Source organism: Vibrio sp. G-C-1, from assembly GCF_021728015.1.
Lineage (GTDB): Bacteria > Pseudomonadota > Gammaproteobacteria > Enterobacterales > Vibrionaceae > Vibrio > Vibrio splendidus.
In genome coordinates this window covers 190,124-205,379 of sequence record NZ_JAKKCR010000005.1, presented here as the reverse complement: position 1 = coordinate 205,379, position 15,256 = coordinate 190,124, and the positions used below count along the sequence as shown (strand labels likewise).

13 protein-coding genes and 2 tRNA genes are annotated in these 15,256 nt (G+C 45.0%); 2 read left to right on the top strand and 13 right to left on the bottom strand.

The window, feature by feature from the left end:
* The first annotated feature begins 80 nt into the window (after positions 1–80).
* Entirely contained in the window at positions 81–1,094 is a 1,014-nt protein-coding gene (locus L3V36_RS09910) for a peptidase U32 family protein (RefSeq protein WP_004734487.1), read from the top strand.
* 18 nt (positions 1,095–1,112) lie between these two features.
* Positions 1,113–1,991: a U32 family peptidase gene (locus L3V36_RS09905; protein ID WP_004734488.1), complete on the top strand. Its 879-nt coding sequence runs from the start codon at positions 1,113–1,115 to the stop codon at positions 1,989–1,991.
* A gap of 86 nt (positions 1,992–2,077) precedes the next feature.
* Here the strand turns inward: L3V36_RS09905 and L3V36_RS09900 are convergent, their stop codons facing one another.
* The 13 genes from L3V36_RS09900 to secG all read right to left on the bottom strand — a co-directional run bounded on the left by L3V36_RS09900 (position 2,078) and on the right by secG (position 15,116).
* The gene (locus L3V36_RS09900) at positions 2,078–3,415 is read right to left on the bottom strand and encodes an MATE family efflux transporter (protein ID WP_208775220.1); all 1,338 of its coding nucleotides are present in this window, start codon (positions 3,413–3,415) and stop codon (positions 2,078–2,080) included.
* An 89-nt stretch (positions 3,416–3,504) separates the two neighbouring features.
* Positions 3,505–3,912 carry a MarR family transcriptional regulator gene (locus tag L3V36_RS09895; protein ID WP_004734490.1) on the bottom strand — a complete coding sequence of 136 codons (408 nt, stop codon included), beginning with the start codon at positions 3,910–3,912 and terminating at the stop codon, positions 3,505–3,507.
* A gap of 175 nt (positions 3,913–4,087) precedes the next feature.
* Positions 4,088–5,011 (bottom strand): lipoprotein NlpI, encoded by a 924-nt coding sequence (gene nlpI / locus L3V36_RS09890; RefSeq protein ID WP_004734491.1) that lies wholly within the window; start codon positions 5,009–5,011, stop codon positions 4,088–4,090.
* A 124-nt stretch (positions 5,012–5,135) separates the two neighbouring features.
* Complete coding sequence (gene pnp / locus L3V36_RS09885) at positions 5,136–7,256, bottom strand: polyribonucleotide nucleotidyltransferase (RefSeq protein ID WP_004734492.1); 2,121 nt, start codon at positions 7,254–7,256, stop codon at positions 5,136–5,138.
* Positions 7,257–7,634: 378 nt separating this feature from the next.
* A complete protein-coding gene (rpsO, locus tag L3V36_RS09880; RefSeq protein WP_004734493.1) occupies positions 7,635–7,904 on the bottom strand; it encodes a 30S ribosomal protein S15 in 270 nt (89 codons plus the stop codon).
* A gap of 218 nt (positions 7,905–8,122) precedes the next feature.
* Positions 8,123–9,076, bottom strand: coding sequence for a tRNA pseudouridine(55) synthase TruB (truB, locus tag L3V36_RS09875; protein ID WP_102448405.1), 954 nt, complete (start codon positions 9,074–9,076; stop codon positions 8,123–8,125).
* Complete coding sequence (gene rbfA / locus L3V36_RS09870) at positions 9,076–9,489, bottom strand: 30S ribosome-binding factor RbfA (RefSeq protein ID WP_102448404.1); 414 nt, start codon at positions 9,487–9,489, stop codon at positions 9,076–9,078. Before rbfA ends, truB begins: the two co-directional genes overlap by 1 nt.
* A gap of 134 nt (positions 9,490–9,623) precedes the next feature.
* Positions 9,624–12,314 carry a translation initiation factor IF-2 gene (infB, locus tag L3V36_RS09865; RefSeq protein WP_004734497.1) on the bottom strand — a complete coding sequence of 897 codons (2,691 nt, stop codon included), beginning with the start codon at positions 12,312–12,314 and terminating at the stop codon, positions 9,624–9,626.
* Positions 12,315–12,336: 22 nt separating this feature from the next.
* Entirely contained in the window at positions 12,337–13,824 is a 1,488-nt protein-coding gene (nusA, locus tag L3V36_RS09860; protein ID WP_004734499.1) for a transcription termination factor NusA, read from the bottom strand.
* Positions 13,825–13,859: 35 nt separating this feature from the next.
* On the bottom strand, positions 13,860–14,315 hold the full coding sequence (rimP, locus tag L3V36_RS09855) for a ribosome maturation factor RimP (RefSeq protein ID WP_004734501.1): 456 nt from the start codon (positions 14,313–14,315) through the stop codon (positions 13,860–13,862).
* A gap of 237 nt (positions 14,316–14,552) precedes the next feature.
* Positions 14,553–14,629, bottom strand: a tRNA-Met gene (locus L3V36_RS09850).
* A gap of 53 nt (positions 14,630–14,682) precedes the next feature.
* A tRNA-Leu gene (locus tag L3V36_RS09845) sits at positions 14,683–14,767 on the bottom strand.
* Positions 14,768–14,783: 16 nt separating this feature from the next.
* Positions 14,784–15,116 (bottom strand): preprotein translocase subunit SecG, encoded by a 333-nt coding sequence (secG, locus tag L3V36_RS09840; protein WP_004734504.1) that lies wholly within the window; start codon positions 15,114–15,116, stop codon positions 14,784–14,786.
* Positions 15,117–15,256 lie beyond the last annotated feature (140 nt).

The following is a 15,256-nucleotide window of genomic DNA, read 5'->3' as shown; positions in this document are numbered from 1 at the left end:
AACCTGCCTTACATCAATTCCGTCATTCATAATTCTTCATAAAATACTCGCTTCAATTTCATTCTACTGGTAGTGAGCAAATGGAACTCTTATGCCCAGCGGGTAACTTACCTGCTTTGAAAACCGCTATTGATTGTGGTGCGGATGCTGTCTATATCGGATTCAAAGACGATACCAATGCCCGACACTTTGCAGGCCTTAACTTTGCGGGTAAAAAGCTCGATCGTGCTGTGCAGTATGTGCATGACCGGAACAAGAAAATTCACGTTGCCTTAAATACTTTTGCTCACCCAAATGGCTTCGAACGCTGGACAAATGCCGTAGACAACGCCGCAGCACTAGGTGTTGATGCGCTGATCATTGCTGATATCGCAGTGCTTGAGTACGCAGCAAACAAATATCCAGAACTAGAATTGCATCTATCGGTTCAAGCTTCTGCGACCAATGCGGCTGCAATCGACTTCTACCACAAGAACTTCAATGTAAAGCGTGTGGTATTGCCTCGCGTATTGTCGATTCATCAGGTCAAACAGCTTTCTCGTAACATCACCTCTGACGTTGACCTTGAAGTATTCGCTTTTGGTAGCTTGTGCATCATGGCAGAAGGTCGTTGTTACCTCTCTTCATATATGACCGGCGAATCACCCAATACCGTTGGTGCTTGCTCTCCAGCAAAATACGTTCGCTGGCAAGAAACAGAAACAGGCCTAGAGTCACGCTTGAATGAGATTCTTATCGACAAGTACGTAGCTGGCGAAAACGCGGGCTACCCAACGCTGTGTAAAGGCCGCTTTGAAGCAGAGATCGATGGTGAGCGTAAACGCTATCACGCACTTGAAGAGCCAACCAGCCTCAACACGCTGTCTATGCTTCCTGAGCTATTTGCTGCCAACGTTGCCTCAGTGAAAATTGAAGGTCGCCAACGTAGCCCTGCTTATGTCGAGCAAGTGACTCGTACTTGGCGCGCAGCTATCGACCGCTACTTAGCGAACCCAGAACAATACCAAGTGGAACAAGCTTGGAATGCGACACTGGCGAATGTATCTGAAGGTACACAAACCACGCTTGGTGCTTATCACCGTAAATGGCAATAGAGCCAAATGGAGAACTCAATGAAATACGCATTAGGCCCTCTTCTTTATTTTTGGCCAAAACAAGACGTTGAAAGCTTCTATGAACAAGCGAAATCAAGCTCTGCTGATATCATCTATCTAGGTGAAGCCGTGTGTTCAAAGCGTCGTGAGATGAAAGCAAAACACTGGATGGATATTGCCAAAGAGCTGTCGGCTTCAGGTAAGCAAGTCGTACTTTCCACCATGGCATTGCTAGAAGCACCAAGCGAAGTCAACATCATGAAGAAGTACATTGATAACGGTGACTTTGCGATTGAAGCCAACGACGTCTCTGCGATTCAATTAGCAAGCGAAAGCAAAGTGCCTTTTGTGGTTGGCCCGGCGGTTAACACCTACAACGCACGTACTCTGAACCTGTTCTTGAAACAAGGTATGACGCGTTGGTGTATGCCTGTTGAGCTTTCTCGCGAATGGCTAAGCAACGTAATGACACAGTGCGAAGAGCTTAATATCCGTAATAAGTTCGAAGTAGAAGTATTTAGCCACGGCTACCTACCGCTTGCTTACTCAGCACGATGCTTTACCGCTCGCGCAGAAAACAAAGCCAAAGACGATTGCGAAACCTGCTGCATCAAATACCCTACCGGCCTACAGGTCGATAGCCAAGAAGGCCAGTCAGTCTTTAACCTTAACGGTATTCAAACTCAATCCGGTTACTGCTACAACCTAGTCAATGATCTACCGAGCATGCATGACTTGGTTGATGTGGTTCGTTTAAGCCCATTGGGCATCGATACCTTCTCTGAAATCAATAACTTCAGAGCGAACGAACAAGGTCAAAACCCAAAGACCATTGAAAGCCGCCAATGCAACGGTTATTGGCATCAGCTTGCGGGTTTAGACGTTAAGAACATCTAGTACCTCGAATTGAACTAGCCAGCAACAGATACAAAAAAGGTCTAGCAACCGCTAGACCTTTTTTTATTTAGCTCAAGAAAATCGACCTATGCTGTCACTGTTTCTAGCGGCGCATCGTCGAGCTTCTTTACGTCTTTATAGAGCATAATCATAACCACTACGCTTAGCGCGATGTTAGACAGTGGATAGGCAATCCAAATCCCCGGCACACCGTACAATTTAGGCATGATGTACAAGAAAGGTAATTGGATAAGCATATTGCCTATCGTCACAAACATCGCTTTACTGCCTTTGTTCACCGCCTGATAGTAAGCACCCGCTACCACCAAGAAGCCATCAAGCGCCAGTGCAAACATGTGCAGTCGGATACCCAACACTGTGTACTCAACTAGCTGAGGTTCATCCGAACTAAACACAGAAACGAACTCACGTGGGAATGCGTTCAGCAGCAATACAAACACGACACCGATCAATACTGAACTCACCATCGCAATCTTAAGTAACTTACGAATATTGGCTTGATTACGCGCACCATGGTTGTAGCTCACTAATGGCTGCATGCCGTTGGCGATACCTTCCGCTGTGAGATAATAAACCGTCACTATGTAGCCCAAAATAGCGTAAGCACCAATCATCAGCTGGTCGCCATATTGAGAGAACAAGGCATTGTGCAGCGCCACCATCATCGAACCATAAGCGTACATAAAGAAGCTCGATGTACCAATGGCGAAGATTTCAGGAATCACCGAGAACTTCAGTCTCAGTTCATTCCAACGTAAGCGTAAGTTTGCTCGACGTGAGAAAAAGTAAGCCAACCCCAAACCCGTTACTACAAACTGAGCAATTGCGGTTGCCAATGCAGCACCCTTCAACTCCCAACCAAGCTGCGCGATAAATAGGTAATCCAATACAATGTTAATCACCGCACCGACAATCATCAGTATGGTGGCCAAGTTAGGACTGTCATCGTTACGCAGTAAAAACGGCATCGCGATAGAGCCTAAAGTGAAGACACTAGCACCAATCAGAATGTGTAAGTATTGCAGGCCTAGTTCATACACTCGCCCTTCAGCACCCTGCCAAAGCAAGAAGTTATCGGCAAACAGAAACAACAATCCAGAAACAATGGGGGTTATCGCCAACAACAATGTTAGACCGGTTGCTAAGATCTGCTTAGCGCCTTTGGTGTCTTTTTCTCCTTGGCGGATCGAGACAAGCGCACCCGTCCCCACTCCCACGAGCATACCAATACCGAGGATCGACCCAATAACAGGCCACGCGACGTTAATGCCCGCAAGCCCATCGGCCCCTACATAACGGCCAATGAAAATACCATCCACCACTTGGTAAAGGCCATTAACTAACATGGCCGCTACCGTAGGAATTGTGTATCGCCAGAATTGACGACTAATTGAGTTACTCATTTCTTACTCTACTTTCTTCAGTGAGTCGCATATCAATGGGATATGACTCGTAAAACTAGTTAACAAGGCTAACTAAATATCTAAATTATTTATTTCAAAGCCTTGTTTAATAATAGGTTCAGCTGGTGGGATTCTTGCTCAGACAAGCGACTTTCCAGTATCTGTGCCATGACCTGATAGATTTTACTTTCTTCTTCCAAACCGACTTCAGCCTTTTGGGTCAAAATCACCAGCTTTGATCTCGCATCTTCAAGAGACGCTTTGCGCTCAACTAAACCTTTTCTTTCTAGCCTTTGAACCATAGTCGTCGCAGAAGGTTTTGTCACCTGCATCTCAATAGCGAGGTCTGTTAGTCGAATAGGCTCTAACGATGCTTGAATGACCTTCAAATAATCGTACTCATTGAAGCTCAACTGGCAGATAGGATCTTCATTAACTTGAGTTCGCCATATCTTAGAAGCAAAGCGTTCAATTTTTTCTAGATTTTGGTCCAGCATAGATTTCCAACCACAGAATTTACATTTAGTTAGCAAGGCTAACTATTTTAATCTTGTTTAAATAAAATGCAATCAAAAACGAGCCCCCCCCTCCTTGTTTATAAAAAGGAGCATAAAAAAGGAGCATAAAAAAACCGCTGACAGGCAGCGGCTTTTCGGAATCAAAGTGTATCGCTTACTTAGCGTTAGCTTCTTCTTCGGCCTCAGCCAATTTAACTTGCGCTAAATGCTCGGCTTTAAGCGTGGTGAAGATACGGCTTAACTCTAAGAAAGAGTAACGGTGTTCTACGTATTCATACACGTTAAAAGAAACCGCTAACTTGTACAAAGAGATCGCATTCGCGTAATCACCATTCATGTGGTGACGCTTAGCAAGGTAGAAGTACGTTTCAGTCAGACGTTGAGCTAGGAGCGTATTGTCACGAGTCCCGGTTAGAATAGCTTTGAATGCCTGCTCTTCGGTAATATCGTCAAGCATGATGGCAACTAATACCCAGCCCCACTGCTCATCACGACTCTCGTAACGCTTTTGCAAATCAAGCTTTGCTTGTTCTGGTGTGAGTTCATGCTGAATGATGTAAAGCCACAGAGCGCGGAACGGATCGCTAGGATCATCGGCGTAGTGCTTCATCATCTCTTCATTGGCTAAGTCATAGCGCTCGCCATAGTAGAGTGCGATAGAGCGATTTCGTTCTGCATATGAGTTTGCAGGATCAAGCTCTAACGTAGAATCAAAAGATTCATAAGCGGCATCAAACTCCCCTACCTGCGTAAAGTAAACACCCAAAAGGTTGAAGATATCAGGTTGAGCGGGGTTCAATGAAAGAGACTGATTGAAATCAAGACGCGCTAAATCACGCAGGCCAACGCTGTCGTAGTAATTACCACGCTCGAACAACATTTTAGCTCGAACTTCATCGTTCAAGTCTGGGCGCTGTAATAACTGACTAAGGCGCGCTATTTGCACTTCTTGCTGAACACTTGGTTGAAGCGGTACAGCCATTGGTGGATAAACCCAACGTGAGGTGTTATCTGATGTTGTCGCACAACCAGTTAGTACAAGCAGTAAACACATACTCGCGGTTTGAAACCATTTCACAAATAATTACTCCTGTTATGACCGCAATAAAAAAGGGGAGCGATATGCTCCCCTTTATAACATGCTTTTTTACCAATGGGTTAGAAATCACTAAAAAGCGATAGTCCCATTAATAGGCTAAGAATTACTCAGCAGCAGGTGCTTCGCCTTCAGCTGGCGTTTCAACTGCTTCTTTCATGCTTAGACGTACACGGCCTTGACGGTCAATTTCAAGAACCTTAACTGGTACTTCTTGACCTTCAGTTAGGTAGTCAGACACTTTCTCAACACGCTTGTCAGCGATTTGAGAGATGTGTACTAGACCATCTTTACCTGGAAGGATAGTAACGAATGCACCGAAGTCAGCTAGACGAGCAACTTTACCTTGGTAAATGCGGCCAACTTCAACTTCAGCAGTGATTTCTTCGATACGACGGATAGCTTCTTGAGCAGCTGCGCCTTCAGTAGCAGCAATCTTGATTGTGCCATCGTCTTCGATTTCGATTGTAGTACCTGTTTCTTCACAAAGAGCACGGATAACTGCGCCGCCTTTACCGATAACATCTTTGATCTTATCAGAGCTGATTTTCATTGTGTGGATACGTGGAGCGAATTCAGAGATATCTTCACGAGCACCAGAGATAGCTTCATCCATTACAGAAAGGATGTGCTTACGTGCACCTTGCGCTTGGTTAAGAGCAATTTGCATGATCTCTTTAGTGATACCTTCGATCTTGATGTCCATTTGAAGTGCAGTGATACCAGCGTTAGTACCTGCTACTTTAAAGTCCATGTCACCTAGGTGATCTTCGTCGCCAAGGATGTCAGAAAGAACAACGAAATCGTCGCCTTCTTTAACAAGACCCATTGCGATACCCGCAACAGAAGCTTTGATTGGAACACCAGCATCCATAAGTGCTAGAGATGTACCACATACAGAAGCCATTGAAGAAGAACCGTTAGATTCTGTGATTTCCGATACAACACGAACTGTGTATGGGAATTCGTCAACAGAAGGCATTACTGCTTGGATACCACGTTTAGCAAGCTTACCGTGACCAATTTCACGACGCTTAGGAGAACCAACGAAACCAGTTTCACCTACACAGTATGGAGGGAAGTTGTAGTGTAGAAGGAAGTTATCTTTCTTCTCACCCATTAGGCTGTCGATGATTTGAGCATCACGTTGTGTACCAAGCGTTGCAGTAACAAGTGCTTGAGTTTCACCACGAGTGAATAGAGAAGAACCGTGTGTACGTGGAAGAACACCAGTACGTACGTCTAGCGCACGAACCATGTCTTTTTCACGGCCATCGATACGTGGGTTGCCAGCAATGATGCGGCTACGTACTACGTTTTTCTCTAGAGAACCAAGCATGCCACGGATTTCGCGCTCATCTAGGTTTTCGTCTTGTGCAATTAGAGCTTCAACAGTGTCGCTCTTGATTGCGCCAACTTGCTCGTAACGCGCCATTTTCTCAGTGATCTGGTACGCGTCAGATAGACGTGTTTCAGCTTGCTCAGCAACTTTAGCTTTAAGCTCAGTGTTAACTGCTGGCGCTTCCCAGTTCCAAGATGGAGTTGCAACTTCAGCAGCAAACTCGTTGATTGCTTTGATTACAACTTGTTGTTGGTCGTGACCGTAAACAACAGCTGAAAGCATTTCTTCTTCAGATAGGTTATCTGCTTCAGATTCAACCATAAGTACTGCGCCTTCTGTACCAGACACAACTAGGTCTAGTTTAGAGTTTTCAAGCTCAGTATTTGATGGGTTAAGAACAAGTTCGCCGTCGATGTGACCAACACGTGCAGCACCGATAGGACCATTGAATGGTGCACCAGAGATAGCAAGCGCAGCAGACGTTGCGATCATAGTGATCATGTCTGGGTTTACGTCAGGGTTGATAGAAACAACCGTAGCGATAACTTGAACTTCGTTTTTAAACGCACTTGGGAAAAGTGGACGAATTGGACGGTCAATCAGACGAGCTGTTAGCGTTTCGCCTTCAGAAGGACGACCTTCACGCTTGAAGAAACCACCAGGGATTTTACCCGCAGCGTATGTACGCTCTTGGTAGTTAACTGTTAGAGGGAAGAAATCTTGGCCTGCAACAGCTTCTTTCTTAGCAACAACAGAAACGAATACTGATGTATCGTCCATAGTCGCCATTACAGCAGCAGTAGCTTGACGTGCCATTACGCCCGTTTCTAGAGTAACGGTGTGGTTACCGTACTGGAACGATTTTACAACTGGTTTTTCAAACATTGTATATCCTTAGCTCTAAAGTCATGACTTTAGATTAAGTGAAGATTGACTCAAGATATTACCAATCGCGACTAGTGAAAAGAGACTTGGGAATGATGCTTCTTTGTATGAGTTCATACGCCGAATTAAGACCAAATCCGCCTTTGAATAGTCGCGACCTATTGGCCGACATCTGTGACTGTAACGTCTTGAGAGGTTGATTGCCCAGCGTTGAAAACGCATAGGCGGGCGTAGTATAAACTATTTTTATTAGGAGAGATATTTCCTATCAGAAAAAGCCAGATGATATTCTGAGCATCCGGCCAAACATTTTCTTACGGGTACAAAAAAGGAGCATAAATGCTCCTTTTCTTCAAACTGTCTTTGCAGACATCGCTATTAGCGACGTAGGCCTAGACGCTTGATTAGATCTTGGTAACGAGTAAGGTTTTTGCCTTTCAAGTAATCAAGAAGCTTACGACGGCTAGAAACCATACGTAATAGACCACGACGGCTGTGGTGATCGTGTTTGTGCGCTTTGAAGTGACCTTGTAGGTGGTTGATAGAAGCAGTAAGTAGTGCTACTTGTACTTCTGGTGAACCTGTGTCGCCTTCAGATTGTGCGTATTCTGCAACGATTGCTGCTTTAGTTTCTGCATTCAGAGACATAAATCTCTCCTGATAAGAGTAAGTTTATATTTGTAGCAGCCAATCTCTGATTCAGCCGCTACGCGAGCCGAGGATTATAGGGAAGTTTACGAGTTGGTGCAATAACAATCGAACTCATGAAAAACGAAAAAAGCGAACCATTAAAATTAAGGGCTCGCTTTCTATATTATTGATTCGCTTTTCCAGGCTAAGCGCCAATACGTAACTAGGTTTCAGCGTTATGCTTGTGGCTCTTCATCTCTGAAAACAACCAAACGCTTAGGTGCAACTCGGCCATCTTCAGCAATTTGAGCAACGCCAACAAACAGCTTCTCTTCACCGCTTGTCATACGAACGATACCTTCAGCAGGAGCGCCTGCGACTTGAACGGGCATACCGTGCTGAACAAGATCAGTCAGTTCCGCATTCAAGTTAACTTCAGGTAAGTCTTCTACAGCGGTGTCCATTGGCATTAACAATGGATCAAGCAACTCTTTAGGAGCAATCTCTTGCGCTTGTGCTTGCTCTAGAATTTCGTTCAGCTGCTCTAACGTAACCATACGTTCATACGGATACTTTGCAACACCAGTGCGACGAAGCATTGTCACGTGAGCACCACAACCTAGCATTTCACCAAGATCGTCGGTAATTGTGCGGATGTAAGTCCCTTTAGAACAATGCACTTCCATCTCAACTTCATCGCCTTCAAAGCGAAGTAGCTCAATAGAATACACAGTGATCTTGCGAGACTCACGAGGAACCTCGATACCTGCACGTGCGTATTCATACAAAGGCTTACCTTGATACTTCAATGCTGAGAACATTGATGGAATCTGGTCGGTTTCACCCTTGAAGCTTGCAATGCAGCGTTCAAGTTGATCTTGAGTCACGTTGATTTCACGCGTTTCAACCACTTCACCATCAGAATCTGAGGTGTTGGTACGCTCACCAAGCTTCGCGACAACAACGTAGCGCTTATCAGAATCTAGAAGAAACTGAGAGAACTTCGTTGCTTCACCAAGACAAATTGGCAGCATGCCAGTCGCAAGAGGATCCAGAGCACCGGTGTGCCCTGCCTTCTCTGCAAAGTAAATACGCTTTACTTTTTGCAGTGCATCATTAGATGAAATGCCTGTTGGCTTATCTAACAGAATTACCCCATTTATAGGGCGACCTTTACGACGGCGAGCCATTACTCTTCATCCTTAGACTGAGTTTCGTCAGCGCGGCCAGATTCTTCTTGCTTACGCTTGTCATCGTTCAGTACTTCACTTACTAGGTTAGACATACGCATGCCTTCTACCAATGTGTTGTCGTAAGTAAAACGAACTTCAGGTGTTAGACGGTGACGAATACGCTTGCCAAGAGCCATACGAACTGGCACTTCATGCTCTTTAAGAGCAGCAAGACATGATTCAGGTGTTTGCTCACCGATACATAGGAAAGTCACGAACACTTTTGCGTATGCAAGGTCACGAGACACTTCTACATCTGAAATAGTTACCATACCAATGCGTGAGTCACGAACTTCACGTTGGAGGATAAGTGCGAGCTCTTTTTGAAGCTGCTGAGACACACGTTGTGTGCGGCTAAATTCTTTTGACATTTTCTTTTCTCACTTAGAAAGATGGGGGGCTTGGTAATTACCAGCCCCCCATGGTGTATTCAACAACCGATTACTTATTACCTTTACAGGTAATGTTAGTAACCTTAGTCAATATGTCGAGTCGTACTGACTGGTTAGTCTAGAGTACGTTTAACTTCAACAATTTCGAATACTTCGATCTGGTCACCAACGCGAACGTCGTTGTAGTTCTTAACGCCGATACCACACTCGTAACCATTTTTAACTTCTTGAACGTCATCTTTAAAGCGACGAAGTGACTCTAGTTCACCTTCGTAGATAACAACGTTTTCGCGAAGTACGCGGATTGGGCTGCTACGCTTAATCGTACCTTCAGTAACGATACAACCAGCGATTGCACCAAGTTTAGGCGACTTAAATACGTCACGAACTTGAGCAAGACCAATGATCTCTTGACGGAATTCAGGAGCAAGCATACCGCCCATCGCCTGTTTCACTTCGTCGATCAGTTGGTAAATGATTGAGTAGTAACGTAGATCTAGGTTTTCATTCTGAACAGTACCACGCGCAGTTGCGTCAGCACGAACGTTGAAACCAAGGATGATAGCGTTAGAAGCAGCTGCAAGAGTTGCATCAGTTTCCGTAATACCACCAACACCAGAACCTACGATGTTAACTTTAACTTCGTCAGTTGACAGTTTCAGTAGAGAGTCAGCAATTGCTTCTACAGAACCTTGAACGTCAGCTTTAAGTACAACGTTAAGTTCAGCAACTTCACCAGCCGTCATATTCGCGAACATGTTCTCTAGTTTCGCTTTTTGTTGGCGAGCTAGTTTAACATCACGGAATTTACCTTGACGGTAGTTCGCAACTTCACGCGCTTTACGCTCATCACGTACAACCGTTGCTTCATCACCTGAAGCAGGAACGCCAGAAAGACCTAGAATTTCTACAGGGATAGATGGACCTGCAGTTTCGATGTCTTTACCGTTTTCATCGCGCATTGCACGAACACGGCCGTACTCTTGACCACAAAGAACGATATCGCCTTTGTTAAGAGTACCAGACTGTACTAGTACTGTTGCAACTGGACCGCGGCCTTTATCAAGACGAGATTCAACAACAACACCAGATGCCATGCCTTCTTTAACCGCTGTAAGCTCAAGAACTTCAGACTGAAGAAGGATAGCTTCTAGAAGACCATCGATGTTTGTACCCTGTTTTGCAGAGATGTGAACGAAGATGTTCTCACCGCCCCATTCTTCAGGGATAACGTCGTATTGAGCTAGCTCATTCTTAACGTTGTCTGGGTTTGCACCCTCTTTGTCGATCTTGTTCACAGCAACAATCAGAGGAACGCCTGCCGCTTTCGCGTGCTGGATTGCTTCGATTGTTTGTGGCATTACGCCATCATCAGCGGCAACAACAAGTACAACGATATCTGTCGCTTGAGCACCACGAGCACGCATAGCTGTAAACGCCGCGTGTCCAGGAGTATCAAGGAACGTGATCATGCCGTTGTCAGTATCTACGTGGTAAGCACCAATGTGCTGTGTGATACCGCCAGCTTCGCCAGACGCAACGTGTGCTTTACGAATGTAATCAAGTGTAGAAGTTTTACCGTGGTCAACGTGACCCATGATAGTAACAACAGGAGCACGACCTTCTGCGACAGCATCGCTATCACGGTCAGCTAGCACTGCTTCTTCTAGTTCGTTTTCTTTACGTAGGATAACCTTGTGACCCATTTCTTCAGCAACAAGTTGTGCTGTTTCTTGGTCGATCACTTGGTTGATAGTCGCCATAGCGCCCATCTTCATCATTACTTTGATAACTTCAGTTGCTTTAACTGACATTTTGCTAGCCAGTTCAGAAACAACGATAGTTTCGCCAATAGCAACATCAGATTTAGCAACAGTTGCTGACTTATCAAAGCCTTGCTGCATTGAAGTTGGTTTAGCAAGCTTACCTTTACCGCCACGACCACGTTGGTTACGACCACCACGGTTGTTGCCAGGTTGAGCTGCTGGAGCAGGTTTCTTCTTGCGACGACGAGGAGCTTTCTCATCTTTTTTATCAGCCGCATCTTCTGCTTCACGAGCATAAGTAGAAGTAGTCACATGGTAATCCGCAGATTTCTCTTGCTCTTTCTTCTTCTTCTCTTCTTCAGACCAACGTTCTTGGTTCTCTTCTGCTAACTTACGAGCTTCCTCAACAAGCTTAGCTGCTTCAGCTTCGGCTTTACGAGTTGCTTCTTGCTCTTGACGAGTTTTAAGTTCATCCGCTTCTTTTTTCGCTTGTGCGTTAGCGTCTGCATTTTTTGAATTCATGTCTTTTTTAGCCTTTTCAGCTTGTGCGCGTTGAGCCTTCTCTTCAGAATCACGTTTTGCATCCGCTTCACGTGTTACTTTTTCTTCGGCTTCGCGCTGTGCTTTCTCTGCAGCATCACGTTTCGCTTGCTCTTCAGCATCGCGTTGTGCTTTCTCTTCCACTTCACGATTAGCTACTTCCTCAGCTTCACGTTTCGCTTCATCTTCAATAGTGCTGCGCTTCACGTAAGTACGCTTTTTACGTACCTCTACTTGAACATCCTTACTCTTACCGCCTCCAGCAGCAACACTTAGCGTGCTGCGGGTCTTGCGTTGAAGAGTTAAACGAGTCGGTTCTGTTTCGCCAGAAGTATCGCCATGCTCCTTTTTAAGGTGCGTTAGCAATGTTTGCTTCTCTGAATCAGTCACTTGATCCGACCCTGCTTTCTTCATTCCTGCATCAGCAAGTTGTTCAATTAAGCGGTCAACTGGCGTACCAATCTCTTCACTCAGTGCTTTAACTGTTAATTGTGTCATACCGCTTTCTCTCCTTGCTGAATTATTCTTCGTCGCCGAACCAACAGATGTTACGCGCAGCCATAATCAGCTCGCCTGCTCGCTCTGCAGTTAGGTCTTCGATGCCTTCTAGTTCATCAACGCCTTGGTCAGCTAGGTCTTCCAATGTCGCAACGCCTTTTGCTGCTAGCTTGTAAGCCATTTCACGCTCAAGACCTTCAAGTGCAAGTAAGTCTTCAGCTGGCTCAACACCGTCGAAAGTCTCTTCTTTCGCTAGCGCTAGAGTAGTCAGTGCGTCTTTCGCGCGGTTACGTAGTTCTTCAACGATACCTTCGTCTAGACCGTCGACTTCAAGAAGCTCGTTCACAGGAACGTATGCCACTTCTTCAAGTGTAGAGAAGCCTTCTTCAACAAGCATTTGAGCAAAGTCTTCTTCAATGTCTAGGTGCTTCATGAAGTTTTCAATAGAAGCAACTGCTTCTTCTTGGTGCTTCTTCTCTAGATCAGCAACAGTCATTACATTCAGTTCCCAACCCGTTAGTTGAGAAGCTAGACGTACGTTTTGACCGCTACGGCCAATCGCTTGTGCCAGGTTATCGGCTTCAACAGCGATATCCATAGAGTGTGCATCTTCATCAACGATGATTGAAGCAACATCAGCAGGCGCCATTGCGTTAATAACGAACTGAGCTGGGTTATCGTCCCAAAGAACGATATCGATACGCTCACCGCCAAGATCATTAGAAACAGCTTGTACACGTGCACCACGCATACCAACACACGCACCAACAGGGTCAATACGTTTGTCGTTTGTTTTCACGGCGATTTTAGCACGAGAACCAGCGTCACGTGCAGCACCTTTAAGTTCAATTAGCTCTTCACCAATCTCAGGCACTTCAACGCGGAATAGTTCAGCTAGCATTTCTGGCTTCGAACGAGTAACGAAAAGCTGGAAACCACGAGCTTCTGGTTTAACTGCGTAAAGAAGACCACGAACACGGTCACCTGGACGGAAGTTTTCACGAGGAAGTTGGTCGTCGCGAAGGATTACCGCTTCAGCGTTGTTACCGAGGTCTAGAATAACTGTGTCACGGTTAACTTTCTTAACTGCGCCAGTTACGAGCTCGCCTTCGTTGTCAATAAACTGTTCAACGATTTGAGCACGTTCTGCTTCACGTACTTTCTGTACGATAACTTGCTTAGCCGTTTGAGTCGTAATACGGTCAAACGTTACTGATTCGATATCATCTTCAATGAAACCGCCAAGTTCGATCTCTGGATCATCGTACTTTGCAGCTTCAATAGAGATTTCTTTTGTTGGGAATTCAACTTCCTCAACAGCTTCCCAACGGCGGAAAGTTTCGAAATTACCCGTTTTACGGTCAATTTCTACACGAACTTCAATTTCTAATTCGCTTTTCTTTTTTGTTGCCGTTGCAAGCGCGATTTCAAGCGCTTCAAAAATACGCTCACGAGGAACTGCTTTCTCATTTGAAACAGCTTCTACTACCGCCAAAATTTCTTTGTTCATTAATCTAGCCTCTTAAGCTCTTCTCTCTAGGAGAACTAAAATTTAGGGATCAGGTTAGCTTTCGCAATATTGCTCAGGACGAATTCTTCTTCTTGTCCTTCAACCAATACTTTCACTGTCTCGCCTTCGATAGATTGGATATCACCTTTCCATTTACGACGGTTGCCGACAGCCATTTTCAAAACGATGCTTACCTCGTGACCAATAAATTGTTGGTAATGCTCTGCTTTGAACAGTGGTCTCTCTAAACCTGGTGAAGACACTTCAAGGTTATAAGCCACTGAAATTGGATCTTCAACGTCCATTACGGCACTTACTTGGTGACTAACCTCAGAGCAATCATCTACATTGATACCATTTGGTGAATCGATGTAAATACGTAGCGTTGAGTGCTCACCAGCACGAATAAATTCTAATCCAACTAACTCATAACCTGATGCTGCTACTGGAGCGTCAAGCATTTCAGTAAGTTGTCTCTCTAAACCAGTCATTTAACCACTCCAGAAACAAAAAAAGGGCTCAAAGCCCAATTTAAATTCCAAGCAAACATTATCATCTAAAGGCATTTACAAATGCTTAGATAACAAAAAACCCCGTATAAGCCGGGGTTTTTGTTGCTGGACCCTTATATGTTAAGTGTCATCACATTCGATATCACACTTAACTCACAGTGAGGTTCACACTGTGCAAACTTGCTACCAATACAAGCTATATAATAGCATTGAAATTGGTTGCGGGAGCCGGATTTGAACCGACGACCTTCGGGTTATGAGCCCGACGAGCTACCAAACTGCTCCATCCCGCGTCCGACTTGTGAGCATTATACGCCCAACAAGATGTTTTACAAGTTTGTAAACATGGTGCCGAGAGAGGGACTCGAACCCTCACACCCTAAGGCACTAGCACCTCATGCTAGCGTGTCTACCAATTTCACCATCTCGGCATCAAATCTTTGCAGCTTATTGTGGAATTTCGTCGCCTTGCGTCGGAACTTCACTCACTGCATCTTCAGCTTGCTGAATTACCTGACCTTGAGTCGGGTCAATCCATTGTGACTCAGTTTTATGTGTAGACATATTACCAAGCACTAAGCTAAGGATAAAAAATGTAGTTGCAAAAACTGCAGTCATTCGGGTAAGAAAATTTCCTGAGCCACCAGCACCAAACACAGTGTTTGAAGCGCCAGCACCGAAAGAGGCTCCCATATCTGCGCCTTTACCTTGTTGAATCAACACTAGGCCAATTACACCAAGCGCTGCCAACAGGTAAATCACAAGTAGAACTGTAAACATTTTTCCACCTATGTTCCTAATTGTTGAGCCAGCGCCGTTCAAAAAACTATTTTCAAGAACAAGGCTAGCGACCTCCTAACTGAAGGCCGAGCAATACTAGCGAATGCGACGATGGCTGACAAGGGGAATTTGCTAAAAAA

Coding starts and splice junctions, on each gene's coding strand:
- L3V36_RS09900 (WP_208775220.1), bottom strand. CDS start 3,415: ATGAGTAACTCAATTAGTCGTCAATTCTGGCGATACACAATTCCTACG.
- rpsO (WP_004734493.1), bottom strand. CDS start 7,904: ATGTCTCTGAATGCAGAAACTAAAGCAGCAATCGTTGCAGAATACGCA.
- L3V36_RS09910 (WP_004734487.1), top strand. CDS start 81: ATGGAACTCTTATGCCCAGCGGGTAACTTACCTGCTTTGAAAACCGCT.
- L3V36_RS09905 (WP_004734488.1), top strand. CDS start 1,113: ATGAAATACGCATTAGGCCCTCTTCTTTATTTTTGGCCAAAACAAGAC.
- L3V36_RS09895 (WP_004734490.1), bottom strand. CDS start 3,912: ATGCTGGACCAAAATCTAGAAAAAATTGAACGCTTTGCTTCTAAGATA.
- pnp (WP_004734492.1), bottom strand. CDS start 7,256: ATGTTTGAAAAACCAGTTGTAAAATCGTTCCAGTACGGTAACCACACC.
- infB (WP_004734497.1), bottom strand. CDS start 12,314: ATGACACAATTAACAGTTAAAGCACTGAGTGAAGAGATTGGTACGCCA.
- rimP (WP_004734501.1), bottom strand. CDS start 14,315: ATGACTGGTTTAGAGAGACAACTTACTGAAATGCTTGACGCTCCAGTA.
- secG (WP_004734504.1), bottom strand. CDS start 15,116: ATGTTTACAGTTCTACTTGTGATTTACCTGTTGGCAGCGCTTGGTGTA.
- nusA (WP_004734499.1), bottom strand. CDS start 13,824: ATGAACAAAGAAATTTTGGCGGTAGTAGAAGCTGTTTCAAATGAGAAA.
- truB (WP_102448405.1), bottom strand. CDS start 9,076: ATGGCTCGCCGTCGTAAAGGTCGCCCTATAAATGGGGTAATTCTGTTA.
- rbfA (WP_102448404.1), bottom strand. CDS start 9,489: ATGTCAAAAGAATTTAGCCGCACACAACGTGTGTCTCAGCAGCTTCAA.